This window comes from Methanobacteriaceae archaeon (assembly GCA_029219465.1).
GTDB lineage: Archaea > Methanobacteriota > Methanobacteria > Methanobacteriales > Methanobacteriaceae > Methanocatella.
This window is the reverse complement of the sequence record JAQXTL010000004.1, coordinates 135235-158739: the sequence shown is the minus strand read 5'-3', so window position 1 is coordinate 158739 and position 23505 is coordinate 135235. Positions and strand designations below refer to the sequence as shown.

Sequence of the window (23505 nt, the reverse complement as noted above, 5' to 3'; positions counted from 1 at the left end):
AATGCATGTTAAAGAGTTATTAGATATGTTAGATATTAGAGTTAAACTTCCTCAACATTGGTATTCTACCGATATAAGTGATGAATTTGAACATGCTGAACTTATTGAAAATGATAAAATAATTAAAATTAAAACTGAATATGGTAAACATCCAAGATTTATTAACATTGATGTTGATGATGGAATGAGTGTTGTAACTCTATTCCCAAGCAAAAAAGTTATTGGTGTTAAATACTTAAACAATAAAGATGATTTTGAATATATTGGAAGACCATCTGACTTGTATTTCAAAGATTAAATAATTTTTTTGTTTTTACATTTTTTCTTCTTTTTTTATTTGCATATCTGCATTTTTTAACTTTTTTTAATTCTCAAAAATTTCAAATATGAATTAATCCATAGTATATATTACACTTTTTTGGTGTATTTTTATTTAAAATAGCTATTTTCTTTTAAAACCACACTATTGAGTTTATTTTATAAAAAACAGGTGAGAATATGAACAATCAGATTAACTGGAGTAAAAAAGTAAAAAAATTAGATGAGAATATCAGACGTGAAATTGGAATTGAGGATGATGATAAAATGAAACATGTTTTAATCAAAGTCCAAACCAATGCCTGTGAGTCTATTGAACCTGCATTTATTGTAGGGGAAGATGAAACATTTCTTGATTTATTTGTTTTATCTTCAAAAGGTCATGGAATTATTTCTACAACTGTTTTAAAAAATAATATTCAAAGTATTGGTGTTATCGGAGGGGTTTGTGCTGAAAAAGTAGATTCCTGTGATGATAAATTAACACTTGATGATGTTGATGTATTATATCAATAATATTTTTAAAAAAAAGATTAGAAGTAGATTTTTTATAATCTACTAATTTTAATTAAGGATTCAACAGGCACTCCTTCAATTTCAGAAAGTCCTGCTTTGTCAATTAATACAGTAACACAGGTAGGTTCTCCACCTAAATCTTTTACTGTATGAATTACTTCTTTTACTGTTTTTCCACTGGTAATAACGTCGTCTACAATAACAACTCTTTTTCCTTCAACACTACCGAAGTTGGTACTTATTGCACCTTCGTCATCGGTTTCATCGTGATCTTTTCTGTGTTTGTTTGGGTGGAAAATAGCTAAGGAAGTATCTACTCCAGTCATATCTTCAATGAAATCAGCCATTACAGTTGCAAATGGAACTCCACTAACTGCAATACCTACAACAGTATCTGCTTCTCCATGGGATAATGCCATGTCACTTAAAGCACCTGAAACGTAGCTTAAACGAGTGGAATTTCCACCAATGCTTTTCCAGTTGATAGCAAAGTCTACTGGTGCATCGGTTTTTACTTCTGCTTTTTGAAGTGTTAACCATCTTGCTGTATCCATACTTACGTTAAGTTCATCAGCAATTTCTCCAGTGGTAAATCCATGGTGTCTTAATTCTTGTGCTTTTTCGATGAGTTTTTGTTTCACATTATCACCTAGTATAATTCATCAAAACTAATTGGTTTATGCTCTTTGGAGGATTTGTTTGCAGCAATAACCATTTTGAGAGCTTTTAATCCATCTTCACCAGTAATTTCTGGTTCAGTTCCATTGACTACTGAGTTTAAAAATGAGATTAATTCTCCTTTTAAAGGTTCTTCATGTTTAATTTGAATATCTTTAGCAAATTTACCGTAAACTTCGATACTTTGTTTCATGTAATCTACAGAGATGATTCCTGCAGTACCGGTAAGTTCTAATTCTCTACGTTTGTATGGAGTTAACCAGTTTACTTCAATAATACCGGTTGATTCGTTATCAAAGCTGACCATAATTTCTGCATGGTCTTCAAAGTCACAGTCATCTAAGATACTGTTCATAGTACCGTAAACTTGTGTAACTTCTTCTTCAAATAAGTAATTCATAATGTCTAAATCGTGAATAGCTAAATCGATGGATACACCAACGTCTTTGATTCTTGGTGGGAGTGGTCCTACTCTTTTTGCAAATGCAGATACAATATCTCCGATAACTCCATCTTCAACGAGTTCTTTAGCTTTTTGTACAGCTGGGTTGAATCTTTCAACGTGTCCTGTTGCAAGGATTACTCCTGCTTCTTTAGCAGCTGCAATCATTTCTTCTGCTTCTTGTAATGTGAATGCAATTGGTTTTTCAACTAAAACATGTTTTCCATGTTTGATTGCTTCCATTACTACTGCGTGGTGGAATGTAGTTGGAACACATACACTTACAGCTTCAATTTCTGGGTTTTCGAGTAATGCACTGTATTCGGTGTATCCTTTAGCACCATATTTCTTTTCGATTTTTTTAAGTGCTTTTTCACTTACATCACTTACTGCCATCAAATTTGCTTCTTCTATTTTGTGATAGACACGAACGTGGTTTTCACCCATTGCACCTACACCTATAACTCCTACGTTAACAGTTTTCAATTAAATTCCTCCATTTAAACATAATCTTGAAAATGTTCTCCAATGCGTCTGCCAAGTTCAACTGCATTTCTGATAGAACCTTTTTGGGTTTCCTCTTTGAGGATTTCTCCCTCTTTAGTTAATAATATTGAATAAATTTCAAATTCTTTATCATTCATACGAGCAATAGCTCCGATAGGCCATTGACAACCTACTCCAAGTTCTTCTAGAACCATTTTCTCAGCAAATACTTCTTGCATTGAAACGTAATCATTTATCTTTTGAATGATTTCTTTTTTATCAGAGTCTTTTCTTGTAATGATTGCAAGAGCACCTTGACCTGCTGGTGGGGTAATATAATTAACTGGAAATACTTCTTTAATGTATTTTGCAAGGTTTAATCTTTTAATTCCCGCTTCTGCCATAATTGTAGCATCCAAGTCACTGTTGAGTGCTTTGTCAATTCTAGTTTCAATGTTTCCTCTGATTGGTTTGAGTTCAAACTCTTTTTCATAATGATTGCAAAATGCTTCTCTTCTAAGGCTACTTGTTCCAAGCTTTGATCCAGGTCCAAGTTCTGCCCATGATTTTTTTGAGATTAACACTTCATTTGGGGATTCACGTTTTGGTACAGCAACAATCTCTAAATCTTCATTTAGTTCTGTTGGCAAATCCTTAAAACTATGTACTGTAAAATCAACTTCCTCTTCTAAAAGCGCAATATCTAATTCTTTAGTAAATAAACCCTTAGAATCCATATTGTACAATTGTGATGTTGTAATTTTATCTCCTTTTGTCTTAATTATTTCCAAGTCAATTTTTTGTCCAGTTATTTTTTCTAACCATCCGCAAACCTGTTTGGTTTGGGTTAATGCTAATTGACTTCCACGTGTTCCGACAATCATTTGTTATCTCCAGTTCATTTTATAAGTTATAACTTATATTATTTTATTACATTGTGAATTTTTGTAAGTAATAATTATTAAATGTTTATAATCAATTTACATATAGTATTTTTAAAACTTGTTTAATATAGGTTATCTTTGTTTTAACTTACGGTAATCTGACCTATAAATAAATAAAAGGTTTTTATTGTTTTTAAGAGCTATATCATAAACATCGTTGTAGTTTTCAATAACTTTACATTTGTTTTTCATTTGTTCATTTATTGAACTTCCAACTTCTCCTGTTAATATGATTTCACTTTCTAAATTGTCCAAATACTTGCTAACTTTCTTCTCATCAATTTCTTCACAGGTTATTCCATAATCTCCGCCGATAGCTATTAAATAGTCATCCATGTTGCTTATCATGTTAATTGACTCTTCAATAGCTTTTGTATTTATTCCTGGATTGATTTCTTCAATTACTGTAATGTTTTCTATTTTTCTTTTGTTTGTTCTTCCAGGAATTCCTTTGTAGTTTTCAAGTCCTTGGATGATTTTTTCTTTTGGAATTTCAAGACTTATTGCAGTTAATACAATTCCAAGAACATTACTTACATTGTATTTTCCAGGTGTAAATACAGTTAATGTCATATCTCCTGAAACTAAATTATCATTAATTGTTTTTACATCTCTAAATGATAGATTAATGGTAGTTTCATCTAATGAGTAATTAATTTCACCAGGATATAAATTTGCAGATTTATCAGTAAGTGAGAATGTATTGACTTTATCATGTGTTATATCACTGTAAAATTTATCATATGCTTCCTTTTGACATACAACAGTATTGCATCTAAATACCTGTTTTTTAGCCTCGCTTGCACTGCTTTTTGATTTTGCAATAGGGTAGTCTTCAATAATATTTGTTAATACTCCAACATCTCCGATTCCACTTACTCCAAGAGAAGATTCAAAAATAGCTGAATTGTATTTTCTTAGGTTTTCACTTTGTACAACACCATCAGCAATCAAACAAACAGGATTGGCTATTTTGTATGCAAGATCAATAGTTTCCTTAATGTTTGATGGTGCTATTGAAATATCTCTTTTAAGCATGATTTTTTTATCATCTTCAAAAAGCATCGCACCAAGACTTGATAAAATTAAAGGATTTTCATCAATTAAAATTTCTTTTAACATAAAAACAGTTGATGTTTTTCCTTTAACACCAGTAACTTCAATTTTTGGGATATCTCTTGCCCAATCATCTAAAAGTTCTTTAATTGCTTCGTGATGAGTTTGGAATGTGTAGTTTAAATCAGGGTTGTTTTTGGTGATGTCACTAAAATCAAGAGGCATGTGGATAGGGTAGATAATATTCATATCTCCCCTAAAGTCTGAAAGTTCATCCAGTTGTATTAAGTCCACATTGTAGATTGCAAGCATTTTTGCATCAATATCATTTAATGTGTTATAGATATCATATGCAAGAACATTTTTTCCTTTTTTTGCAAGGCTGATTGCAATTTTAACTCCGCCGTGAGTCAAATCAATTACAAGATTGTTCATTATTCGCACCTTGAGTTTTTAGGAAGTCCGCCTTCAATCAATTTGTCTTTAACCTTTTTGTAGAAGTATTTTGTTGATGTACGGATGAAGTATGCATGTTTATCGGATTTTTTAAATTTAATTTCCTCTTCATATTCTGCTTCTTCATTGATTTGTCCATCAATAACAAACACTGCTTTTTTACCTTTTTTAAGAGGTCTTACTGTAATTTCACTAGTATCAGACACTACAAACGGTCTTGCTCCAAGTTTGTATGGGCAAATTGGGATAATTAAAAATCCTGCAACTTTCGGATCAATAATTGGGCCTCCAGCAGACATTGCATAAGCTGTTGAACCACTAGGTGTTGAAATAATCAATCCGTCAGCACGAACTTCTTCAATTACTTCTCCGTCAATTTGAATTTCAAAGTGCATTATTTTTGCAGGTTTGTCAGTCATTATGACAACTTCATTCATTACGGAGTGTTTATTGTTTTCGTGTGAAACAACAAGTTTGCTTCTTTTTTCTTTGTAGTAATCTCCTTTAAGAATTGTGTTTAGCACTTTAAATGTGTCTGGCGCTTCAATTTCAGTTAAAAATCCTACAGTTCCCATATTTATTCCAAGTAATGGAATTTCAGGGTTTAGCTGTGATTGAGCTCTTAGAAGTGTTCCGTCTCCTCCAAGAATCATTGCCATATCACAGTCAAAATCAAATGTGTTTTTGGATAACTGATTAAAATCAATATTTAAGTTGATATCTTCAAAGTCCTCTTTCATCTCAGGGTAGTTTTCATGGATTTCTTTGATTATATTGTCTAAATTAGGATTTTCTTTTAATTCAGTTAATTTATAAGCTAGGGACTGTTCAATTTGAACTTCTCTTCCCTGTGTTAGTAAATAATCAATTATTTTTGCAGAAAACAATATTGGTCTTGATTGATCAATTCTTGAAATTATTCCAACTTTTCCTATAAAGTCTGTCTGATTGTCGTTTAAGATGTCAATCATCTGTTTGTGGAGAATTTCATTGTTTGCAGCAACAATAATTGCCTTTTCATAGATGCTTAAAATGTTGTTTAGTTTTCCGCCGAATTTATCGGTAATTATACATCCTGCTTCTTCGAGAATTAATTTGGATGCTGCAATATCGATGATTCTACTTCCTCTAAGATCTAAAAACGCATCATATCTTCCACTAGCAACATAAGATAGTTCTAAAACTACACTTCCCAAAACTCTCATACGACGTGCATTGTCTACTAATTTGGATGCCTGTGAGGTGTCACTTTTTGTAAAACCTCCAAGGGTCATGTTGCTTATGTTTATAATTTTACTAGGGTTTACCTTTTTGTTGTTTAAGTAGCAACCGTTTCCTTTTTCAGCTTCAAAAAAGTTTCCGTTAGCAAAATTACTTACAAATCCTAACTCAACATCATTTAATGTTGCAAGACGTCCCTGATTTACACTGGCTATTGCTATTGAAATTCCAAAAGCAGGAATTTCCTTAATTGCATTGTTTGTTCCGTCGATTGGATCAACTAAAAATATGAATTTTGGAATTTCATCTTCTTCTAAATCGTCACGTCTAAGTTCATCTGTAAGTTTTATGCTTCTTTTGGTTCCCTGACCAAGTTTTAATTCACCAATTTCTTCACTAATAAGGTATGTGAGTACTGGTGCATTTTTTAAAATATTGATTAATTTTTCTTCTGCAATTATATCAATTAGAGATGTTGGAGTTCCGTCAGCACCCATTTTTACTTTTTCACCGGATTCTGGTTTTCCAACATATGGTCTAATAGCTCTTGAAACTTCGCTAATTATCTTATAAGACAAATCTGTTGCGATTTTTTTGTCTTTTGCATCCATGTTATCACTCTATGATTTCATCTTTCAAATAAACAACTGATGCAACTACAGATGCAATTTCACGAACAGTGGTGGTTGCATATTCAACAATAATGTCTTGTTTTTTTTCAACTCCACGTTTGTCCATCATATAGTTGACCATCATTTTTGCCTCTTCGATTAGTTCGTCTAGATTTCTGTTAATACCTGATGTTTCAACAACGCATCCTAATTCTTCACCAATAGCTAGTGCAATAACTGCAGTTATTTCATCACCTGGTTTATCTGAAGTTACTTCTGATAAAACACAGTTCACCATAGCTCCTGGTTTGAGTTTAGGTAGTGTGTTAATCTCTGCATTGCCTGCAAGCATACTTGATACTTTTATTAGATTAACGTCGCCTATTCCAGCATCGCTTAAGGCATTATCAAACGCGTTTAATTTACTTGGTCCTTCATCTTTTCCAGATACAATAGCTATTTTCATTTTATCACTGTTTCATAAATTTGTATTTTATATTAAATAAATTAACAGATTATAATTTTTAGGTTAATTATTTTTTAAAAAATTTTTATTTGTTGATTTTACATATTTTTTCGAATAGTTTATATAAAATGGAAAAGATAGTTTATATTAATCTAGTAATATTCCTATTACATAGATTAAAAACCGGTTTTTATTTATGGAGGAAAAATTATATGTCAACAAAAGTTGTAGAAATTAAAACATTAAAAGTTGGAAAGTACATTGTTTTAGGTGGAGAAGCTTGTAAAATTATCAGTTACACTACTTCATCTCCTGGTAAACACGGAGCTGCAAAAGCAAGAATTGAAGCAGTAGGTGTTTTCGACAACCAAAAAAGAAGTTTAGTTAAACCTGTAGATAACAAAGTAGATATCCCTATTATCGACAAAAGATTAGGACAAGTTATCTCTATCCAAGGCGCTAACGTTCAATTAATGGACATGGAAAACTACGATACTATCGATTTACCAATGCCTGAAGACTTAAAAGACTCTATCGTTGAAGGTGTTGAAGTAGAATACATCGTAGCTTTAGGAAATATGAAAATAATGAGAACCAGAGGATCTAACTAGATTCTTTTCTCTTATTTATTTTTCCTTTTAAAGATTAATTATGCTTTTAAATACTTACGAACCATGGAAATTTGCATTTTCTAGTGAAAATGACGAAATTTGTGAAAATTCATTTGGAATAATCGGTGTTCCATTTGACAGTACTACTTCTTATCATGCCGGTGCACGTTTAGGACCAATTGTTGTACGTGAAGCTTCATTTGGTTTTGAAAAATACAATACTAATTTTAATAAAGATTTGAATGCTACTTTTTATGATTTCGGGGATGTTAACGTAGTTCCTGGAAACTGTGAAAAGACATGTCAAATAATTGAAGATACAGTTAATGAACTAATTGATTTGAACCTTAAACCACTTATAATTGGTGGTGAACACTCAGCATCAATTGGTGCAATCAATGCATTATCCAAAAAGTATGAAAATCTAACTGTAGTTCATTTTGATGCTCACAGAGATTTGGCATTTGAATTTATCGGAGAAAAATATTCTCATGCTGCAGTTATGAGAAGAGCACACGAAGCAGGTGTTGATTTAGTTCAAATCGGAATCAGATCTTCTTCTTATGAAGAAGAGGAATTTGTAAAATCAACCTATAATATTCAGACATTTAAAATTAATGATGTTCACAAGCATATGGATGCAATTGAATACTATTTGATAAATATTGACGGTCCGATTTATATTTCCATAGATATGGATGTTATTGACCCAGCTATTGCACCTAGTGTTGGAAACCCAACCCCTGGTGGTTTATTCATTTCTGAAGTTGAAACATTGCTTAAAACATTATCTAACAAAAACATTGTTGGTTTTGATGTTGTTGAAACTGCAAGTGATAGATTAGGGGATAATACTGCAGTTGTAGCTGCTAAATTAATATATGACTTTTTAACATTGATTGAATAATGTTAATTACTTTTTTTTATTATCTTTTATTATAACAATACCATTAAATATCACCAAAACTAAATTTATAATATTAACTAAAAAAATGGAGCATATTGTTATGAATAAAAGAACTATTGAGCTTTCAGGCCATATTATTGATTCATTGACTTTAACTAAGACAATGGGAATAATTATGGACAAAGGCGGAGAATTTGATATATTGGAAATTGATGTTGGACGTAAAAAATCAGACGTTAGTCGTGCAAAAATTGAAGTTTCAGCAGATTCTCCTGAATTGTTAGAATCAATCTTAGATGAATTATCTGTACTTGGTGCAGCAATTGATGATATTAAAGAAGTTAATCTCGTTGCATCTGTTAAGGATAAAGTTGCTCCTGAAGGTTTTTATTCATCATCCAATCACACTACTCACATTTTCTATGATGGGAACTGGATTCCTGTTGAAGAAATCGAAATGGACTGTTTGGTAGTTGTTGATGAAGATGAAAAACGTGCTTTTGTAAAACCTATTGCTGATGTTAAAGCTGGAGACAAAATTGTTGTAGGTCTTGACGGAGTTAAAGTTACTCCACCACACAGATCAAGAGACGAACAACAAGTATTTGAATTCATGAACAGTGAAGTATCATCAGAAAAACCTTTAATGAACTTAATTAACGGTATTGCAAAAGAAATGAAAGAAATTAAGGCAAAAGGTGGAAAAATAGGTATTGTCGGTGGACCAGCTATTGTTCACACTGGTTCTGGAAAATACTTGGCTGCACTTATTAAAGAAGGATATATTGACGTTATTATGGCAGGTAATGCACTTGCAACTCACGATATTGAATCCAATTTGTATGGTACTTCTTTAGGTATTGAAGTTGACACAGGTAAGATTGTAGCTCACGGACACACTCACCACATGAGAACAATCAACAGAATTAACCAGTCAGGTTCAATTAAAAACGCAGTAGAAGACGGAACTTTAACCGGAGGAATTATGTATGAATGTATTAAAAATGATGTTCCATATGTTCTTGCAGGTTCAATTCGTGATGACGGACCTCTTCCTGATGTAATAACTGACACAGCAGAGTCACAAAAGCTAATGAGACATTATGCTCAAGAAGTTGATATGGTAATCATGATTGCAACTATGCTTCATTCAATTGCAACAGGTAACTTGCTTCCTTCAAGAGTAAAAAGTATCTGTGTAGATATCAACCCATCAACAGTTACTAAATTGTCTGATCGTGGAAGTGCACAGGTTGTTGGAATTGTAACTGATATCGGTACATTCTTACCACTTCTTTATAATGCTTTACATGAGGAATAAAATGGAATTTACAGCTCAAATTCTTGATGTATTAACTGATTCAGTTTACGGTGCAAGAATTAAAATTGAAGATGGAGTATTTAAAGAAATAGAACCTATTAAAGTTGAAAAGGATACTAAATTAGATATTGAAGGCTTGTTGGTTCCAGGTTTTATTGATGCTCACATTCACATTGAAAGTTCAATGCTTACTCCAGCTCAATTTGCAAGAATGGCAGTAATGCACGGTACAACTTCTGTTGTATGTGATCCTCATGAAATTGCTAATGTATGTGGAATTGAAGGAATTGACTTTATGATGGAAAACGCAAGTAAAGTTCCTTTTAATTTTTACTTTGCTGCTCCTTCATGTGTTCCTGCTACTCCATTTGAAACATCTGGTGCTATTTTAGATTCAAATGATGTAGAATTTTTACTTAAAAAAGATGAAATCGTTGCACTTGCTGAGATGATGAATTTCCCAGGTGTTATTAACGGAGATGAAGAAGTTTTAAGAAAACTTGAACTTGCCAGAAAATACAACAAACCGATTGACGGTCATGCTCCATTGATTTCTGGTAAGGAATTGGATAAATATGTCGAGCAGTATGTATTTACCGACCATGAATGCAGTAGTTTTACAGAAGCTGTTGTTAAAAAATGGAAAGGTGTAAAAATTATGGTTCGTGACGGATCATCTGCTAAAAATATGGAAGCTATTTTTGATTTATCCGAACGTAAGAAGTTCTTCGAAAACCAAAACGGTTTTGGATTAGTTCCTAGCGAAATCATGCAAAGAAGAATCCACTCTCCGATCTTTGATTTTATCGTAAGTGATGATAAACATCCTGATGACTTAATTAAAGGCCATTTAAATAGCTCAATTAAAAAAGCTGTAGATATGGGAGTAGACATTATTGAAGCTATTAAACTTGTTACATTAAATCCTGCATCACACTATAACTTGAAAACAGGAGCTATTGTAAGAGGTGCAAAAGCAGACTTTGTCGTAGTTGACAATTTAGTTGACTTTAATATTCAAAAAACATACGTTGGCGGACAATGTGTATTTGACGGCGAAAATATCTTATTTGATGCACCGCAAGTCAGCGAGTTAAACTCAATTAATGCAACCAAAAAGACATCAAAAGACTTTGAAATAAACTATGATGGTGATGAGTGCGAAGTTAATGTAATTGAGTGTTACAACGGTGAATTAATAACTTCCAAAGCTAGTGCAAATCTTAAAGTTGAAGATGGTGTTGTTAAAGCTGATTTGGATAATGACATATTGAAAATATCTGTTGTTGAAAGGTATGGTAAAAACAACATTGCAAATGCATTTATTAAAGGATTTGGCCTTAAAAAAGGAGCTATTGCATCATCTGTAGCTCATGACTCACACAACATTATTGTTGTTGGATGTGATGAAGAGTTGATGGCTCGTGCAGTAAACAAAATCATTGACAACAAAGGTGGATTCGTAATAGTTGATGATGAGTCCTGTGAATCATTATCATTACCTATTGCAGGTTTAATGAGTAATGAAGATGCATTTGAAGTATCTGAAAAATTAGCTGTTTTACATAAAAGCGCTAAAAAATTAGGATGTGAACTTGACTCTCCATTTATGACAATGGCATTTATGGCACTACTTGTTATCCCATCTATTAAAATATCGGATATGGGTCTTTTTGATGGAGATTCATTCGAATTTATTGATGTAATTAAAAATTAAGGTTTAAAACCTTTTTTTATTAATTCTTTTTTTATTTTTTGCATAGCTTCAATATCCTGTTTATAACCTACTTTTGTCACAATACGATTTGCTTCTCTAAATCTTTCAAAATACTCTTCTTTTTGCTCTTCACCAACAATATCAACACGTGTTAAATTAGATAATGACTCAATAACATATCCAAAGCCTCTGTTGATTGGACGTGTTTGTTTATTAATGACTAATTGAGTAACTTTTGATTTAATTACAATAGCTTCACCATTACTTTTAACAGGATCACTTTGCTTTACAGCCTCTTTAAGACTTATTACTTCACATTTAAAATAAGCATCAGCACATTTAAGTGAATTATCTTCATTAAAATAGTCTTCTGGAAGATTTCCAACAGTGGATAGTGTAAAAACTTCAGGATTGTGAGTTATATTTACAATAAACTCTCTTTTTGATATGATATTTTCTAAAGTTCGACTTCCCTTAAAGATACGGTTTAAAACTTTATCCTGGCCTGCACAAATTACTCCAATTGGAGCTGCATTTTTAATATCATCACAGCTAGTTGTTGTAATAATTGTCTCATATTGCTTTCCTTTTTCCATTCCAACTGATGCTAAATCTATTTGCATATCTATCATTCGGTTATTTTTTTAATAAAACATTTATATGTTAATTAACAATATATTAGTAATATTATTTATTTTTAAGGTGTTTACTTATGAACTATAAAATGTATGATGAAATGATGGAGCAACCAGAGTCTCTTAGTAATACATTCAAATCAGAGATGCCTAAATTAAAAATGGTTTCTAATTTGGTTGAGGATGTGGATAAAGTATATTTAATTGGTTGCGGTAGTTCTATTTCAACCTGTTATAGTGTACGTGATGCAATACGCATGTCTAGTACTAATATTAATATTGAAGTATTCACTGGATACGAATTCTGCTATAATAAAAAATTAATCGAAAACGAGAATTCTATTGCAATATTTGCTTCTCAATCTGGTGAAACTGCAGATACATTAGCATCTTTAAGAAGATGTAATGAATTAGGAATTCATACTGTATCTATTTCAAATGAACCTGAAAGTTCCATGACTAAGGAAGCTATTACTCCGATTATAACTCAATGTGGAACTGAAACTGCAATTTTAGGTACTAAAACTTACATTACACAATTAGCTTGTCTTTATCAAATTTTATTCGCAGCTAGTGATTATGAAGATAAAAATGAATTATTAGCTGAATTATATGATTTGCCTGAAATTCTAGAAAAGTTGTTGCTTACAACTGAAGAGGAAAATAAGGCTTTAGCTGAAAAATTCAAAGATGAAGATATTTTCTACTGTTTAGGAAGCGGTCCTAATTTCGGTCTTGCATATAAATTGGCTATGACCATGCTTATGGAAGGTGCTGTTAAACATGCTTGTCCATTATATTCTGTTGAATTCAGACATGGTTTAATTGAACGTGCTGAAAAGGATGTTCCTGCAATATTTTTAAAATCTGGCTTAGAATCAGATGAAATGACTGATAAAGCTATTGAATTTTCTAAAAATCTAGATTTAAATTACATGGTCTATGATATGGATTATTATGTAACTCTAGATAAATTATTATCTCCATTCATCTTGGTAGTTCCATTAGAATGGTTTGTATATTATTTGGCTCATTTCAATGGTGAAGATCCAGGTGCAACAAGACACATTGGTAAGGTCAGATATTAAATTTTAATTTTTTTTTAAAAAAGAGAAAAAATGTAGAAAAATTATTCTACATTTACTTTATGTTTTGGTATAATTAATTTTGGAATAGTTATTTTAATAATTCCGTTTGTGAATTTTGCAGTAATTTGTTCTATGTCAATACTGTTGGAGAATCTTACAGTTTTAACACATCTTCCGGATTTAATTGCGGAAATAATTACTTCAGCTTCATCTTCTTCATTGAATTCTTCAATAAATGGTTTGAAGGTAGTTTCGATGGTAATATCATTGTCTCCTGCTTCAATGGAGATTTCTTCTTTTTTAGCACCAGGAACTGCTGCTTTAATGAAGTAAGTATCTTTGGTTTCTACTAAATCAACATCAATAGTTTGAACGGTTGATTTTTTGTATTCTGCATATTTTTGATCTGCATTTTTTTGCATGTTTTTGAGGTTTTCTTTGAACTCATCAATGGTTTTATACAAATCGTTAACTACATTGTCAGCAATGTTTTTTCCTTTTTCTCTTCTTTCGTTAAATTTCTCTTTTTGTTCATTTAACTTTTCTTTGGTTTCTTCTTTCTCATCGATTTTTTCTTTGGTTTCTTCTCTTTTTTCTTCAATTTTTTCTTTTGTTTCGCTAAATTCCGCTTCAATAGTTTCTGAGTTTACCATATTTTTCACACTCCTTTGTTTTTTATGAGTATATATGCTTATATTCTGTTACTATTTAAAGTTTTCTATTAAATTTACTAAAGGTTATTAAAAAGTATTTTCTTTAATATTTTATTTTTCTTTTGATAAATTCTTTATTTTATGATTTTTTGAATTAATTTTGTTGTTTTTTTAAATTAGCTATTTTAAATTGTTATTTTTGGATAATTTGGATTTTATTTTGATTTGTTAATAAAGGGTGTTTTTTGGATTTGCTAATTGTATTTTGCAAATATTTATTATTTTGTTGATATTATAATTTCATATAATGGGGATTATTATGGAAAATAAAGATGTTAACTGGACTAAAGTGTGGGCTAAAAAATACAATATTTTAGACACTTATCAAAACGAAGTGGACACAGATAAGTATTCTAATGAAATAAATAGATTATTGGAAAGCATAGAAAAGGAATATGAGTATAATAAGGAAGATTCAATGCTTTTTTTAAAAGATATTTTGTATCATACTTATTTAAATAATGTTGGATAAATTTATAAAGTATAACGTACTAACATTTTATTAACAACTTATTTATTCACCAATTTAAAACCTCACCTATTCAAAAAGTTTTAGATATTCGTGCATTGTTTTATTTTGATGATAATATTAAATGTGTGATAATATGGTTTCTGTAACTGAATATAAATGTACTAATTGCGGTTTGAAATTTTATGATGATGGAAGATGTTTTTATTATGATGAGGAATTAAATCAGACAGTTGATTTCATTATTACTTTTATAACTGCAAATTGGGGGGTCTGAATCAAAGATTAAAGGAAAGGTTAGTGAAACTTATTGCAGTGAATGTAAAAAATATCTAAAAGTCTATGTTATTGAAGAATGTAATATTTCTGATTCATGTAATATTGTTAGAGAAGGGATAAAAAATTATATTAAAAAATATCAAAGAAAAATTGATGAATTAAAACAAATCAGGCAAAATCCTAATTACTCAATTGAGAAAAATGAATTTGGATCATCATATTCCGGGTTATGATGAATTTTATTTATATTTGTCAGATTCTGATTTGAATAATGAAAAAACAGCAGAATATATTCTAGCTAAATTTTATAGAGATATTGGTGAATCAATAAAACATTATGAGGAAATTTATTATAAATATGTAAATTCAATTTATTTAATTATTGATAAATCTGATGCGGAATCATATTCTTTAGAAAAAGTATGTTGTCCTGATTGTGGTAATGAAATTAATACTAAGTTTGATGAATTAAAATGTCCTAATTGTGAATCTCTTTTAAGATAACTTGTATATGTTATATGGTGATTAAAAGGTTTTTTTATTTTTATTATTCTTTTTTTGCACTATTCAAATAAATAGCTATTAAACATACAAAAATTGCAATAATAAGAAATATAATAATTGTTCCATACATAATTTTTCCTCATTTAAAAGTTTATTTCATGGGTTTTAATGCGAAATTGATTAAATTGATTGTTATTATGATTTTAAAAAAATAGATGGGTATTGGGTCATAGGTTAGTACCTATGAGTTCCACCAACACCAAATCCATTAGTTCCCCAATAATAGAAGTGTCCACGGTCATGTTCATCGTTATATGTTCTGTAATAATCTTCTAGATCTAATTCTAGGTTTTTATTATATTCTTCTGTTAAATAATCTCTTTGAGCATTATCTAATTTAGTTATAAATGTTTCTTCAGACATTTGATTTAGGAGTATTTTTAATGATTTCTTTTATTTCATTTGTTATTTTATCTCCTTTATATGAAATTTTAAATATTTTAGTGCCGGTTGAAAAAAACACATAAGATGTATTAAAACCTGTAGAGTCCCATCTGGATTTATAATTATCATAAATATGGATCAAATCATGGCCTGAAACTGAAGTTTGGGTAATGTCAACAAGTCCTTCAGATGTTGAGTCATAACCATATTCTTTTTTTAAAGTATTATAATCCACACAGGAAATAATGGCAAATTGATTACTATAACGATATGATTTGATATGATTTTTACCTTTGCTTTCATTAAAATATTTGTCTGGAATTTTAAAGTCTACATTATTTACTGTAAGTTCTATCCAATCACTTGTATCGACTGCAGATATATGTGGTATGGCAATAAGCAGTATTATTAAAAACAATGCTAATTTTACTCTCATTATAATCACTGATTAATAATATTTTATCAAAAATATATAATGATTTATTATTTAATCTGTGGTGAGATGGTTTTTATAAAAAAATTAATGTAATGGATTAAAAGAAGTGGTGTTTGACAAATATTTAATAATATTCGTCGTCATCTTCATCTTCTTTAACGCTACGGTCTATTTTTTTAATTTTATCGAATTTTTTATTGATTTTGTCAATACCTTCTCCTTCAATTGCAGATATGAAAATGGAATTTTCTTCATCGTCAATGTATTCGTTAAGATATTCAGTATCTTCAATTAAGTCCATTTTGTTAAATAAGTAAACAACTGGAATTTCTGAAAAGATCTTTTCGATTTGTTTTAAGAGATTGTATTGGTTTTCCAAGTGGAATCCACAGGTTTCTGAAGCATCAAAAATAAATAAAATTGCATCAGCCAAGTGTTCTAAAGCTACAATCGCATTCATTTCAATATCATTCATATCTAAAACAGGTCTGTCAAGTAAACCTGGAGTGTCGATAATCTGTATGCTTTTCCAGTGTCTTTCAGTATGTCCGATTTGAATACCTTTTGTTGTAAATGGATAGTTTGCAACTTGAGGATCTGCTCCGGTAATTTGTCTAAGTAATGTTGATTTACCTACATTCGGGAATCCTGCAATTACAATAGTTGTTGCATCAAAATCAATTGTTGGCATGTTTCTTAAGTTTTGTTTTGCAAAATCGAGGAAATCTAAATCCTTTTCGATTTTATTTACAACAGATGCAATTCTTCCATATGCCTGTTTTTGAATGCTGGTTGCTCTTTCAGATGGATTTTTTCTAATTTTTGCTCCGTATTCTTTTTCAAGCTGGGTAATAATACCAAATGCCCAGTTAAGAGCACCTAATGCCTGTTTCATATCATCTACACCAACTGTAATATCAATGTAGTCTTGATAGAATGGGTGGAGACTTTCAATTTCCGGAACTGCATCCAAAATGGATTTTAATTTATCTTTAATAACCTGACATGAGGTTACTACTCTTCTTTCTTCAATTCTTTTACCTTTTAAGTGTTTAGGTATTTTTTGACCTCTCAATAGGTCTGCCTGTTTTTTACCCCTACTAAATCCTTTATCAAGTAATTCTTGTGGTGTAGGTATTGTTGGAATCATCATTTTAATCACTATTTAAATATAATTATGTTGTTTTTCTCAGAACGTTTATGTAATAGTTTTTGATTGGGATAGTTAATTAAATTTGTGGATAATGCTATAAATTTATGAAGTTAAAACTGTTTTAGAATTAATTATTTGTATGAAAAAATGTTCTAGTAAAAAAATAGGGCTTTGGAAGTTTTAAAATATAGAGAAATAGAATAAAATAAAAAAATATTATAATTAATATTTTTCTTCATTTAAACTATTTTTTTAAAAAAATTTAGAAGAGTTTGTCTTCAAGGATTTCTCCTCTATTGAGTGCTTCTGCAGTGGTGTATGCATCATATAATGAGTATAACTACACGATTAAGTATAAAAGTGCTCCGATTAAAAGGAGACATAAGAAAACGGATATTGCTCCTGCAATAATAATCATAATTCCTTTTTTTGGTTGGCCATTATAGAATTGACCTACTCCTGGAATAAAGAATGATAAAATTAAAGCTAAAAATGGATTTTTTTCTTCAGCAGTTTTTGCTATTTAAACTCCACATTTAGGACAGATTACTGCATTATAATCTATTTCTTTACCACAGTTTTCACAAAACTTAGTACCTCTAATTGCTTGTGTTTCTTCGTTTACTACTTCTGCTTCAATTATTTCTACTTTTGCACCACAATCTGGACAAAATTTAGCATTTTTCTTCTAATTCAGTATTACATTCGCTGCATTTTACCATATAATCACCAATTTATCTTATTTTTATTATTTTAAATTATTTAAAAATTTGGCCTTGGAATTTGTATACATCACAACTTTCATCCATCCAGCTGTCTGCACTTATTCCTGCTTTCATACATGTGTGTTCTAAAAAGTTTTCCACATTAAATCCGTTTTCTGTTGCTACTTGAGGTAATAATAAACCTCTGGAGTATCCTTTTTGGATTATTAGGCCATCTTCACCAATTTCAATTTCATCAAAGTACTGTTCGTAGTGTGCAACAATAATCATTTCTGGTTTTGTAAGAACTGTTACTTCCAAATCAATGTTTTCCAATTCATCTAAAGCAACTTTCGGAAATCTTGGATCGTTAACACTTGCAGCAATAGCTACATCAATTGTTGCTTCAATGGCACTCATGATTGGTTCTGCATACCCAATACATCCTCTTAGTTCTTCATTTTTGTTTAAAGTTACAAAGACTCCTAATTTTTCATCTAATTCAATAGGATAATCTTCGCCTTTTGCTATTTTTTCACCAGTTTTTAAATATTGTTTAATTGCTTCTTTTGCTAAATCAACCAAATATTGTCCTGCTTTGTCACTAATCATTTATCCCATTCCCCCAACAAGTGAATTTAAGATTCTAGTGTGAGGTCCTCCGTCACCTACTGGTGCAGTCTGGCCGTCTTTTCCACAAAATCCTACGCTTAATTTGAAGTCATTTCCAATAGCGTCAATATTTTTTAATGTTTCTAATATGTTTCCAGATAATGAAACGTCTCTTAGAGGAGTTGTAATTTCTCCGTCTTTGATTAAATAACCTTCAGCAGCATTGAACTGGAATATTCCTTTACCTGTGTCCACTTGTCCTCCTCTTGAACCTTTAAGATAGATTCCGTCAGGAATATCTTCTATTAATTCTTCAAAGGTGTTGTCTCCAGGCTGCAAGTATGTGTTACTCATTCTAACAATGGGTTGGTCTGAAATTGCTGATCTTGCATTTCCGGAAGATTTCATATTTAATTTGGATGCTGTTTCTCTTGAATTTAAAAGTGATACTAGCTCTCCATCTTTTACTAATTGATTAGGTGCTGTTTTAACTCCTTCTACGTCATAAGGATAGTATCCAAATCCTTCTTTGAGACTTGCATCATCAAAAATGTTAACGATATCTGATGCAATTTTACATCCCATTTTGTCTTTAAGAATAGAATCGTTTTGTAAAATCAAATCACCTTCAACGGCATGTCCCAATGCTTCGTGAACTAAAACACCAGTTAGTTCAGGGTCAGCTATTACTGGGAAGTTTCCAGATGGTGCAGGTTTAGCATCAAGTAATCTGACTGCTTTTTCACCGATGGTTCTTCCAAATTGTTCTATGTCAGTTTCAGCTATTGCTTCAAATCCTTTTACTCCACCAAGACTTCCATGTCCGAACTGTATAATTTCACCGTCAGTTGCAGATGCATTAAGAGCCATTCTTACTCTACTGGTTTTGACTTGAATTTCACTGCCTTCACTGTTTAAAAATATAGAATCAACTTCGCTGTCAGAATAGCTTACTGTTGTACTGTTGACTTTATCAATAAGTGCTGCATCATTTGCCTGTTTCATTATGTCCTTTTTTTCTTCAATAGAAATGTCATTAAATGGAATTTTCACATCAACTGCTACTTTGTCCTTAATAATGTCTGTTTCACTTAATTGAACGTCTCCTTTTAATGAGTTTGAAAATTTGATTGCAGTATCTGTTATTTCATTTAATTTAGATAAATCTGTAGTATGTGCAAAACCCCATGCTCCATTATTTAACACTCTTACTGTTGCAGCAAGGCTCATTCCAGTGTTAATTTCGTCTACATTACTATCTTTCATTAAAATTGAGGTTGCATTTCCTGCTCCTGCTCTAATATCAATGTAGTCTACCTGTGAGCTTGTTTTTGCAATGACTTTTTCGAATAAATCGATATATTCTTCCATTTTATCACTCAAAAAGATTATTCATTATTAGTTATGAATTACATATTAAATAAAAGTTTTTTATATTTAAAAAAATATATAAATATAACAATTGATATATTTTTATAATAGGTGATATGATGATTATTATTGTAGGTACCGGTGCAGGTGGAGCAATATTAGCTCGTGAACTTGCTAGGGAAGGTATTGATGTTACTATTTTAGAAAAAGGACCTTATACACATCCTAAAGATGCGTTTAACTATTATGATAAATACAGTGAAGATGTAGATTTACTTACAACCACTTGTATTGGTGGTGCAACAGCAGTATCAATGTCCAATATGGTGCGTGCACTCACAGATGAGTTGTTAGATTATGATATTGATTTATCTGATGCATATGATTATGTTGAAGATTTAATAAATGTTCATCCACTTGATGATTCTCATATTGGAAAAGGAACCCAGGCATTTTTGGATGCAGGTTATGAACTTGGTCTTCAGACTATGAAAATGCCTAAAGCTATTCGTGAAGAAGAGTGTATCCAATGTGGTAAGTGTGCATTTGGATGTCCTGTTGATGCTAAATTTACCGGAAAAGATTTTGTTGATGAAGCAGTTGAAAATGGTGCAACATTAATCTGTGATGCTGATGTTTTTGAAGTAATATCTGAAAATGGTCAGGTAAAAGGTGTTAAATACATTAAAGACGGCAAAGAAGAAACATTATTTGCTGATAAAGTTGTATTGTCTGCTGGAGCTATTGGTTCTACTTTAATTTTAAGAAAATCCGGATTTGAAGAAGCTGGTCGTGAAATATTCTTTGATCCTTTCGTAAGTGTCGGAGGATTTATCAAAGACATAAACTACAACACCGAAGTTCAAATGGCTGGTCTTATTGTTGGTAAAAACTTTGTTTTAGCACCACATTATTCCTCATTTATTCCAGGAAACATTGATGATGAAGAAGTTACAGAAAAAGACATTCTCAGTATTATGGTAAAAACCTCTGATGAATGTAAAGGGTATGTGACTGACGATGGGGATGTTGTTAAAATAAATACAATTCAGGATATTCGCTATCTTGCAGAAGGAGTTGCTACAGCAGGTTTTGTTTTACAAAAAGCAGGTGTTGACCCAAATACAATCTGTTCAACTGTTTACAGAGGAGCACATCCTGGTGGAACTGCAAAAATCGGTGAAATAGTTGACAGTAACTTAGAAACAGAAATTGAAAATTTATTTGTCTGTGATGCAAGTGTATTGCCAATATCTCCTGGAAAACCACCAATATTAACAATACTTGCATTATCTAAAAGATTAGCAGACTATTTAAAAAAATAGAAGATTATTCAAATTGTTTGTAAATATCTTCTGTTTCTATTAATTTTTCACAATAATGACATCTAACTACAGGTGGGTTTTCAGTAACTACATTAAAAATTGGAGTTATTGGCTCATTTTCGTAGTTAGTAATACATTTTGGATTTGTACACTTAATAATGGATGTAATTTTATTAGGTAGTACAATTTTATTCTTTTTAACAGGTTTATAATCACGGATAATGTTAATAGTAGCTTTTGGAGCAATTAAAGCAACCTGATTAAGTTCTTCGTGATCCAATTCTCTGTTTTCAATTTTAAGAATGTCTTTTCTACCAAGTTCTTTTGAAGATACATTCATCGCCACAGTAATATTTTGTGTTTCATTGTCAGGTAATCCTAAAATCTTTAGAATGTGCAATGTTTTGTTTGCAGTAATGTGGTCAATTACAGTACCGTTTTCAATTGCTTTAATTTTTAATTCAGATTTGTCATTAGCCATTTAATCTACCTTGTATACATTTTTAAATCTTTCATCTCAATAATAGCTTCAGTATCACTGATTAACTTTTCTGCTGATTTATTTTTAGTTGAAATTGTAAAGCTTTCAATTACTCTTGCTCCACGCATTTTAACTTTTTCTTCAAGTCTTTCGATATTTGAATCTGCATTGGAATCCATTGTAGCAAATAAAATAACGTCCTTTCCGGTTAAATTGCAGTTGTCAATCATTGTTAAAATAGCAGGTGTTGGATTTCCTAACCATGTAGGTGTTCCAAATACTATTGTGTCATAATCTGTTAAATCAACTCTTGCAGGAGATATTTTAGTTTTACTTTCTCTAAAAGCACTAATTGATGCTAATAGTTTATTTTTTAATCCGTTACGATTTTTTAAATCTTTTACTTCCAATACGCTGGTTCTTAAGTTTTTAGCCAAAGTATGAGCCACTAATTCTGTTGTTCCTGTTTGGGAATAATAAATTACTAATGTAGCCATTTTATTCACTCCTCTTTTTTAAGGATGGAGTCCTAAGTGTCTTAATCCTGCATTTTCCTCAAGGCCAAGTAAAATATTCATATTTTGAATAGCTTGACCTGATGCACCTTTAACAAGGTTGTCAATACAGGATAACATTACGAGTCTACCAGTATCGTCTATTTCATATCCTCCGATATGTACAAAGTTAGAACCTCTAACTGAGCTTAAATGAGGTATTTCTCCGTCATCCATAAGCTTAATGAAGAATTCTTTTCCATATTCTTTTTCGTATAATTTTTTAATTTCATCACCAGTAATGTCTTCGTGTTCTTCTTTTAAGAAACTGTGGCTTGTAGTTTGTATTCCTCTAATTACTGGTACTAAATGTGGTGTAAATGAAACTTTTACATCATCAAAACCGTGTAATTCCTGTTTGATTTCTGATGAGTGTCTGTGTGTAGTTATTTTATATGGATTTGAGTTATCTGCAATATTTGGATAATGTGTAACTGCAGATGGGTTTACTCCAGCTCCACTTACTCCAGTTTTTGAATCAATGATTATTCTATCAACAATATCATTTTTAACTAATGGGTAAGATGATAAGATTGCACCGGTTGGGAAACATCCTGGATTTGCTACTAAATCTGATTTTTTAATTTCATCTCTGTATAATTCAGGAAGCCCAAATGCTCCTTTGTTTTCTTTATCAGTGTGCTCCATTCCATACCATTTTTCATAAACTTCTGTGTCACGGTATCTGTAATCTCCACTTAAGTCAACTACTTTATTTCCGGTTTCTAAAAGTTCAGGAACAATCTTCATTGAAGCACCATGAGGTGTTGCAGTAAATACCAAATCAACATCTAAATCAGATGGTTTTTTGTCTTTAAAAACAAGTCCACTGTCTCTTATATGTGGGTGGGTTTTATGAACAGGCTGGCCGTCTAATTTCCTTGATGTGACTTCTACTACTTCAACATCAGGATGTACGCTAAGCATTCTTAAAAGTTCTCCACCAGTATATCCACTTGCTCCTATAATTGCTACACTCTTCATTTC

General features: G+C 31.1%; 27 protein-coding genes. 11 read left to right on the top strand and 16 right to left on the bottom strand.

Annotated elements, in window-relative coordinates; genetic code table 11:
- The first annotated feature begins 1 nt into the window (after position 1).
- Both PUD86_02445 and PUD86_02440 read left to right on the top strand, forming a co-directional pair.
- Positions 2-298 (top strand): hypothetical protein, encoded by a 297-nt coding sequence (locus PUD86_02445; GenBank protein MDD6776144.1) that lies wholly within the window; start codon positions 2-4, stop codon positions 296-298.
- 200 nt (positions 299-498) lie between these two features.
- Positions 499-834, top strand: coding sequence for a hypothetical protein (locus PUD86_02440; protein MDD6776143.1), 336 nt, complete (start codon positions 499-501; stop codon positions 832-834).
- A gap of 32 nt (positions 835-866) precedes the next feature.
- Here the strand turns inward: PUD86_02440 and PUD86_02435 are convergent, their stop codons facing one another.
- From PUD86_02435 to PUD86_02410, 6 genes are all read right to left on the bottom strand, one after another.
- On the bottom strand, positions 867-1475 hold the full coding sequence (locus PUD86_02435) for an orotate phosphoribosyltransferase-like protein (GenBank protein ID MDD6776142.1): 609 nt from the start codon (positions 1473-1475) through the stop codon (positions 867-869).
- A gap of 8 nt (positions 1476-1483) precedes the next feature.
- Entirely contained in the window at positions 1484-2440 is a 957-nt protein-coding gene (locus PUD86_02430; protein ID MDD6776141.1) for a Gfo/Idh/MocA family oxidoreductase, read from the bottom strand.
- A gap of 14 nt (positions 2441-2454) precedes the next feature.
- Positions 2455-3324 carry a hydroxymethylbilane synthase gene (gene hemC, locus PUD86_02425; GenBank protein MDD6776140.1) on the bottom strand — a complete coding sequence of 290 codons (870 nt, stop codon included), beginning with the start codon at positions 3322-3324 and terminating at the stop codon, positions 2455-2457.
- A gap of 132 nt (positions 3325-3456) precedes the next feature.
- The gene (gene cfbE / locus PUD86_02420) at positions 3457-4875 is read right to left on the bottom strand and encodes a coenzyme F430 synthase (protein MDD6776139.1); all 1419 of its coding nucleotides are present in this window, start codon (positions 4873-4875) and stop codon (positions 3457-3459) included.
- Positions 4875-6728: a bifunctional NADP phosphatase/NAD kinase gene (locus PUD86_02415; protein ID MDD6776138.1), complete on the bottom strand. Its 1854-nt coding sequence runs from the start codon at positions 6726-6728 to the stop codon at positions 4875-4877. Before PUD86_02415 ends, cfbE begins: the two co-directional genes overlap by 1 nt.
- A gap of 4 nt (positions 6729-6732) precedes the next feature.
- Positions 6733-7194: an arginine decarboxylase, pyruvoyl-dependent gene (locus PUD86_02410; GenBank protein ID MDD6776137.1), complete on the bottom strand. Its 462-nt coding sequence runs from the start codon at positions 7192-7194 to the stop codon at positions 6733-6735.
- 212 nt (positions 7195-7406) lie between these two features.
- Between PUD86_02410 and PUD86_02405 the strand changes: the two genes are divergently transcribed.
- From PUD86_02405 to ade, 4 genes are all read left to right on the top strand, one after another.
- On the top strand, positions 7407-7805 hold the full coding sequence (locus PUD86_02405) for a translation initiation factor IF-5A (GenBank protein ID MDD6776136.1): 399 nt from the start codon (positions 7407-7409) through the stop codon (positions 7803-7805).
- A gap of 40 nt (positions 7806-7845) precedes the next feature.
- Positions 7846-8712, top strand: coding sequence for an agmatinase (gene speB / locus PUD86_02400; protein ID MDD6776135.1), 867 nt, complete (start codon positions 7846-7848; stop codon positions 8710-8712).
- A 100-nt stretch (positions 8713-8812) separates the two neighbouring features.
- Positions 8813-10033, top strand: coding sequence for a TIGR00300 family protein (locus PUD86_02395; GenBank protein ID MDD6776134.1), 1221 nt, complete (start codon positions 8813-8815; stop codon positions 10031-10033).
- A gap of 1 nt (position 10034) precedes the next feature.
- Positions 10035-11750, top strand: coding sequence for an adenine deaminase (gene ade / locus PUD86_02390; GenBank protein ID MDD6776133.1), 1716 nt, complete (start codon positions 10035-10037; stop codon positions 11748-11750).
- Here ade and PUD86_02385 read toward each other — a convergent pair.
- Positions 11747-12373: a DUF447 family protein gene (locus tag PUD86_02385; protein ID MDD6776132.1), complete on the bottom strand. Its 627-nt coding sequence runs from the start codon at positions 12371-12373 to the stop codon at positions 11747-11749. The two genes, ade and PUD86_02385, sit on opposite strands and share 4 nt — an antisense overlap.
- A gap of 89 nt (positions 12374-12462) precedes the next feature.
- On the opposite strand from PUD86_02385, the gene PUD86_02380 reads away from it, so the two are divergent.
- Entirely contained in the window at positions 12463-13473 is a 1011-nt protein-coding gene (locus PUD86_02380) for an SIS domain-containing protein (protein ID MDD6776131.1), read from the top strand.
- A 41-nt stretch (positions 13474-13514) separates the two neighbouring features.
- On the opposite strand, the gene PUD86_02375 is transcribed toward PUD86_02380, so the two are convergent.
- Positions 13515-14126 carry an Hsp20/alpha crystallin family protein gene (locus PUD86_02375; protein ID MDD6776130.1) on the bottom strand — a complete coding sequence of 204 codons (612 nt, stop codon included), beginning with the start codon at positions 14124-14126 and terminating at the stop codon, positions 13515-13517.
- Between the two features lie 319 nt (positions 14127-14445).
- Here PUD86_02375 and PUD86_02370 point away from each other — a divergent pair, with 319 nt between their 5' ends.
- The 3 genes from PUD86_02370 (at position 14446) to PUD86_02360 (ending at position 15438) form a co-directional block, all read left to right on the top strand.
- Positions 14446-14658: a hypothetical protein gene (locus PUD86_02370; protein MDD6776129.1), complete on the top strand. Its 213-nt coding sequence runs from the start codon at positions 14446-14448 to the stop codon at positions 14656-14658.
- Positions 14659-14791: 133 nt separating this feature from the next.
- Positions 14792-14932, top strand: a complete 141-nt coding sequence (locus PUD86_02365; GenBank protein ID MDD6776128.1) for a hypothetical protein — start codon at positions 14792-14794, stop codon at positions 14930-14932.
- Positions 14933-15135: 203 nt separating this feature from the next.
- The gene (locus tag PUD86_02360) at positions 15136-15438 is read left to right on the top strand and encodes a hypothetical protein (GenBank protein ID MDD6776127.1); all 303 of its coding nucleotides are present in this window, start codon (positions 15136-15138) and stop codon (positions 15436-15438) included.
- A 234-nt stretch (positions 15439-15672) separates the two neighbouring features.
- Here the strand turns inward: PUD86_02360 and PUD86_02355 are convergent, their stop codons facing one another.
- The 5 genes from PUD86_02355 to PUD86_02335 form a co-directional block, all read right to left on the bottom strand.
- Complete coding sequence (locus PUD86_02355) at positions 15673-15861, bottom strand: hypothetical protein (protein ID MDD6776126.1); 189 nt, start codon at positions 15859-15861, stop codon at positions 15673-15675.
- On the bottom strand, positions 15854-16318 hold the full coding sequence (locus tag PUD86_02350; protein ID MDD6776125.1) for a hypothetical protein: 465 nt from the start codon (positions 16316-16318) through the stop codon (positions 15854-15856). Before PUD86_02350 ends, PUD86_02355 begins: the two co-directional genes overlap by 8 nt.
- Positions 16319-16442: 124 nt before the next feature.
- On the bottom strand, positions 16443-17471 hold the full coding sequence (locus PUD86_02345) for an NOG1 family protein (protein ID MDD6776124.1): 1029 nt from the start codon (positions 17469-17471) through the stop codon (positions 16443-16445).
- A gap of 758 nt (positions 17472-18229) precedes the next feature.
- Positions 18230-18787 carry a TIGR00296 family protein gene (locus PUD86_02340; GenBank protein ID MDD6776123.1) on the bottom strand — a complete coding sequence of 186 codons (558 nt, stop codon included), beginning with the start codon at positions 18785-18787 and terminating at the stop codon, positions 18230-18232.
- Positions 18788-20158: a TldD/PmbA family protein gene (locus PUD86_02335; GenBank protein ID MDD6776122.1), complete on the bottom strand. Its 1371-nt coding sequence runs from the start codon at positions 20156-20158 to the stop codon at positions 18788-18790.
- 119 nt (positions 20159-20277) lie between these two features.
- On the opposite strand from PUD86_02335, the gene PUD86_02330 reads away from it, so the two are divergent.
- Positions 20278-21483 (top strand): GMC family oxidoreductase N-terminal domain-containing protein, encoded by a 1206-nt coding sequence (locus tag PUD86_02330; protein ID MDD6776121.1) that lies wholly within the window; start codon positions 20278-20280, stop codon positions 21481-21483.
- A gap of 4 nt (positions 21484-21487) precedes the next feature.
- Here the strand turns inward: PUD86_02330 and pyrI are convergent, their stop codons facing one another.
- The 3 genes from pyrI to argC are packed head-to-tail and all read right to left on the bottom strand — an operon-like array spanning position 21488 to position 23502.
- Complete coding sequence (gene pyrI, locus PUD86_02325) at positions 21488-21964, bottom strand: aspartate carbamoyltransferase regulatory subunit (GenBank protein MDD6776120.1); 477 nt, start codon at positions 21962-21964, stop codon at positions 21488-21490.
- Between the two features lie 5 nt (positions 21965-21969).
- Positions 21970-22461: a flavodoxin domain-containing protein gene (locus tag PUD86_02320; GenBank protein MDD6776119.1), complete on the bottom strand. Its 492-nt coding sequence runs from the start codon at positions 22459-22461 to the stop codon at positions 21970-21972.
- An 18-nt stretch (positions 22462-22479) separates the two neighbouring features.
- A complete protein-coding gene (gene argC / locus PUD86_02315; GenBank protein MDD6776118.1) occupies positions 22480-23502 on the bottom strand; it encodes an N-acetyl-gamma-glutamyl-phosphate reductase in 1023 nt (340 codons plus the stop codon).
- Positions 23503-23505: the final 3 nt, after the last annotated feature.

Coding starts and splice junctions, on each gene's coding strand:
- PUD86_02445 (MDD6776144.1), top strand. CDS start 2: ATGCATGTTAAAGAGTTATTAGATATGTTAGATATTAGAGTTAAACTT.
- PUD86_02440 (MDD6776143.1), top strand. CDS start 499: ATGAACAATCAGATTAACTGGAGTAAAAAAGTAAAAAAATTAGATGAG.
- hemC (MDD6776140.1), bottom strand. CDS start 3,324: ATGATTGTCGGAACACGTGGAAGTCAATTAGCATTAACCCAAACCAAA.
- cfbE (MDD6776139.1), bottom strand. CDS start 4,875: ATGAACAATCTTGTAATTGATTTGACTCACGGCGGAGTTAAAATTGCA.
- PUD86_02415 (MDD6776138.1), bottom strand. CDS start 6,728: ATGGATGCAAAAGACAAAAAAATCGCAACAGATTTGTCTTATAAGATA.
- PUD86_02410 (MDD6776137.1), bottom strand. CDS start 7,194: ATGAAAATAGCTATTGTATCTGGAAAAGATGAAGGACCAAGTAAATTA.
- PUD86_02405 (MDD6776136.1), top strand. CDS start 7,407: ATGTCAACAAAAGTTGTAGAAATTAAAACATTAAAAGTTGGAAAGTAC.
- speB (MDD6776135.1), top strand. CDS start 7,846: ATGCTTTTAAATACTTACGAACCATGGAAATTTGCATTTTCTAGTGAA.
- PUD86_02395 (MDD6776134.1), top strand. CDS start 8,813: ATGAATAAAAGAACTATTGAGCTTTCAGGCCATATTATTGATTCATTG.
- ade (MDD6776133.1), top strand. CDS start 10,035: ATGGAATTTACAGCTCAAATTCTTGATGTATTAACTGATTCAGTTTAC.
- PUD86_02385 (MDD6776132.1), bottom strand. CDS start 12,373: ATGCAAATAGATTTAGCATCAGTTGGAATGGAAAAAGGAAAGCAATAT.
- PUD86_02380 (MDD6776131.1), top strand. CDS start 12,463: ATGAACTATAAAATGTATGATGAAATGATGGAGCAACCAGAGTCTCTT.
- PUD86_02375 (MDD6776130.1), bottom strand. CDS start 14,126: ATGGTAAACTCAGAAACTATTGAAGCGGAATTTAGCGAAACAAAAGAA.
- PUD86_02370 (MDD6776129.1), top strand. CDS start 14,446: ATGGAAAATAAAGATGTTAACTGGACTAAAGTGTGGGCTAAAAAATAC.
- PUD86_02365 (MDD6776128.1), top strand. CDS start 14,792: ATGGTTTCTGTAACTGAATATAAATGTACTAATTGCGGTTTGAAATTT.
- PUD86_02360 (MDD6776127.1), top strand. CDS start 15,136: ATGAATTTGGATCATCATATTCCGGGTTATGATGAATTTTATTTATAT.
- PUD86_02355 (MDD6776126.1), bottom strand. CDS start 15,861: ATGTCTGAAGAAACATTTATAACTAAATTAGATAATGCTCAAAGAGAT.
- PUD86_02350 (MDD6776125.1), bottom strand. CDS start 16,318: ATGAGAGTAAAATTAGCATTGTTTTTAATAATACTGCTTATTGCCATA.
- PUD86_02345 (MDD6776124.1), bottom strand. CDS start 17,471: ATGATGATTCCAACAATACCTACACCACAAGAATTACTTGATAAAGGA.
- PUD86_02340 (MDD6776123.1), bottom strand. CDS start 18,787: ATGATTAGTGACAAAGCAGGACAATATTTGGTTGATTTAGCAAAAGAA.
- PUD86_02335 (MDD6776122.1), bottom strand. CDS start 20,158: ATGGAAGAATATATCGATTTATTCGAAAAAGTCATTGCAAAAACAAGC.
- PUD86_02330 (MDD6776121.1), top strand. CDS start 20,278: ATGATTATTATTGTAGGTACCGGTGCAGGTGGAGCAATATTAGCTCGT.
- pyrI (MDD6776120.1), bottom strand. CDS start 21,964: ATGGCTAATGACAAATCTGAATTAAAAATTAAAGCAATTGAAAACGGT.
- PUD86_02320 (MDD6776119.1), bottom strand. CDS start 22,461: ATGGCTACATTAGTAATTTATTATTCCCAAACAGGAACAACAGAATTA.
- argC (MDD6776118.1), bottom strand. CDS start 23,502: ATGAAGAGTGTAGCAATTATAGGAGCAAGTGGATATACTGGTGGAGAA.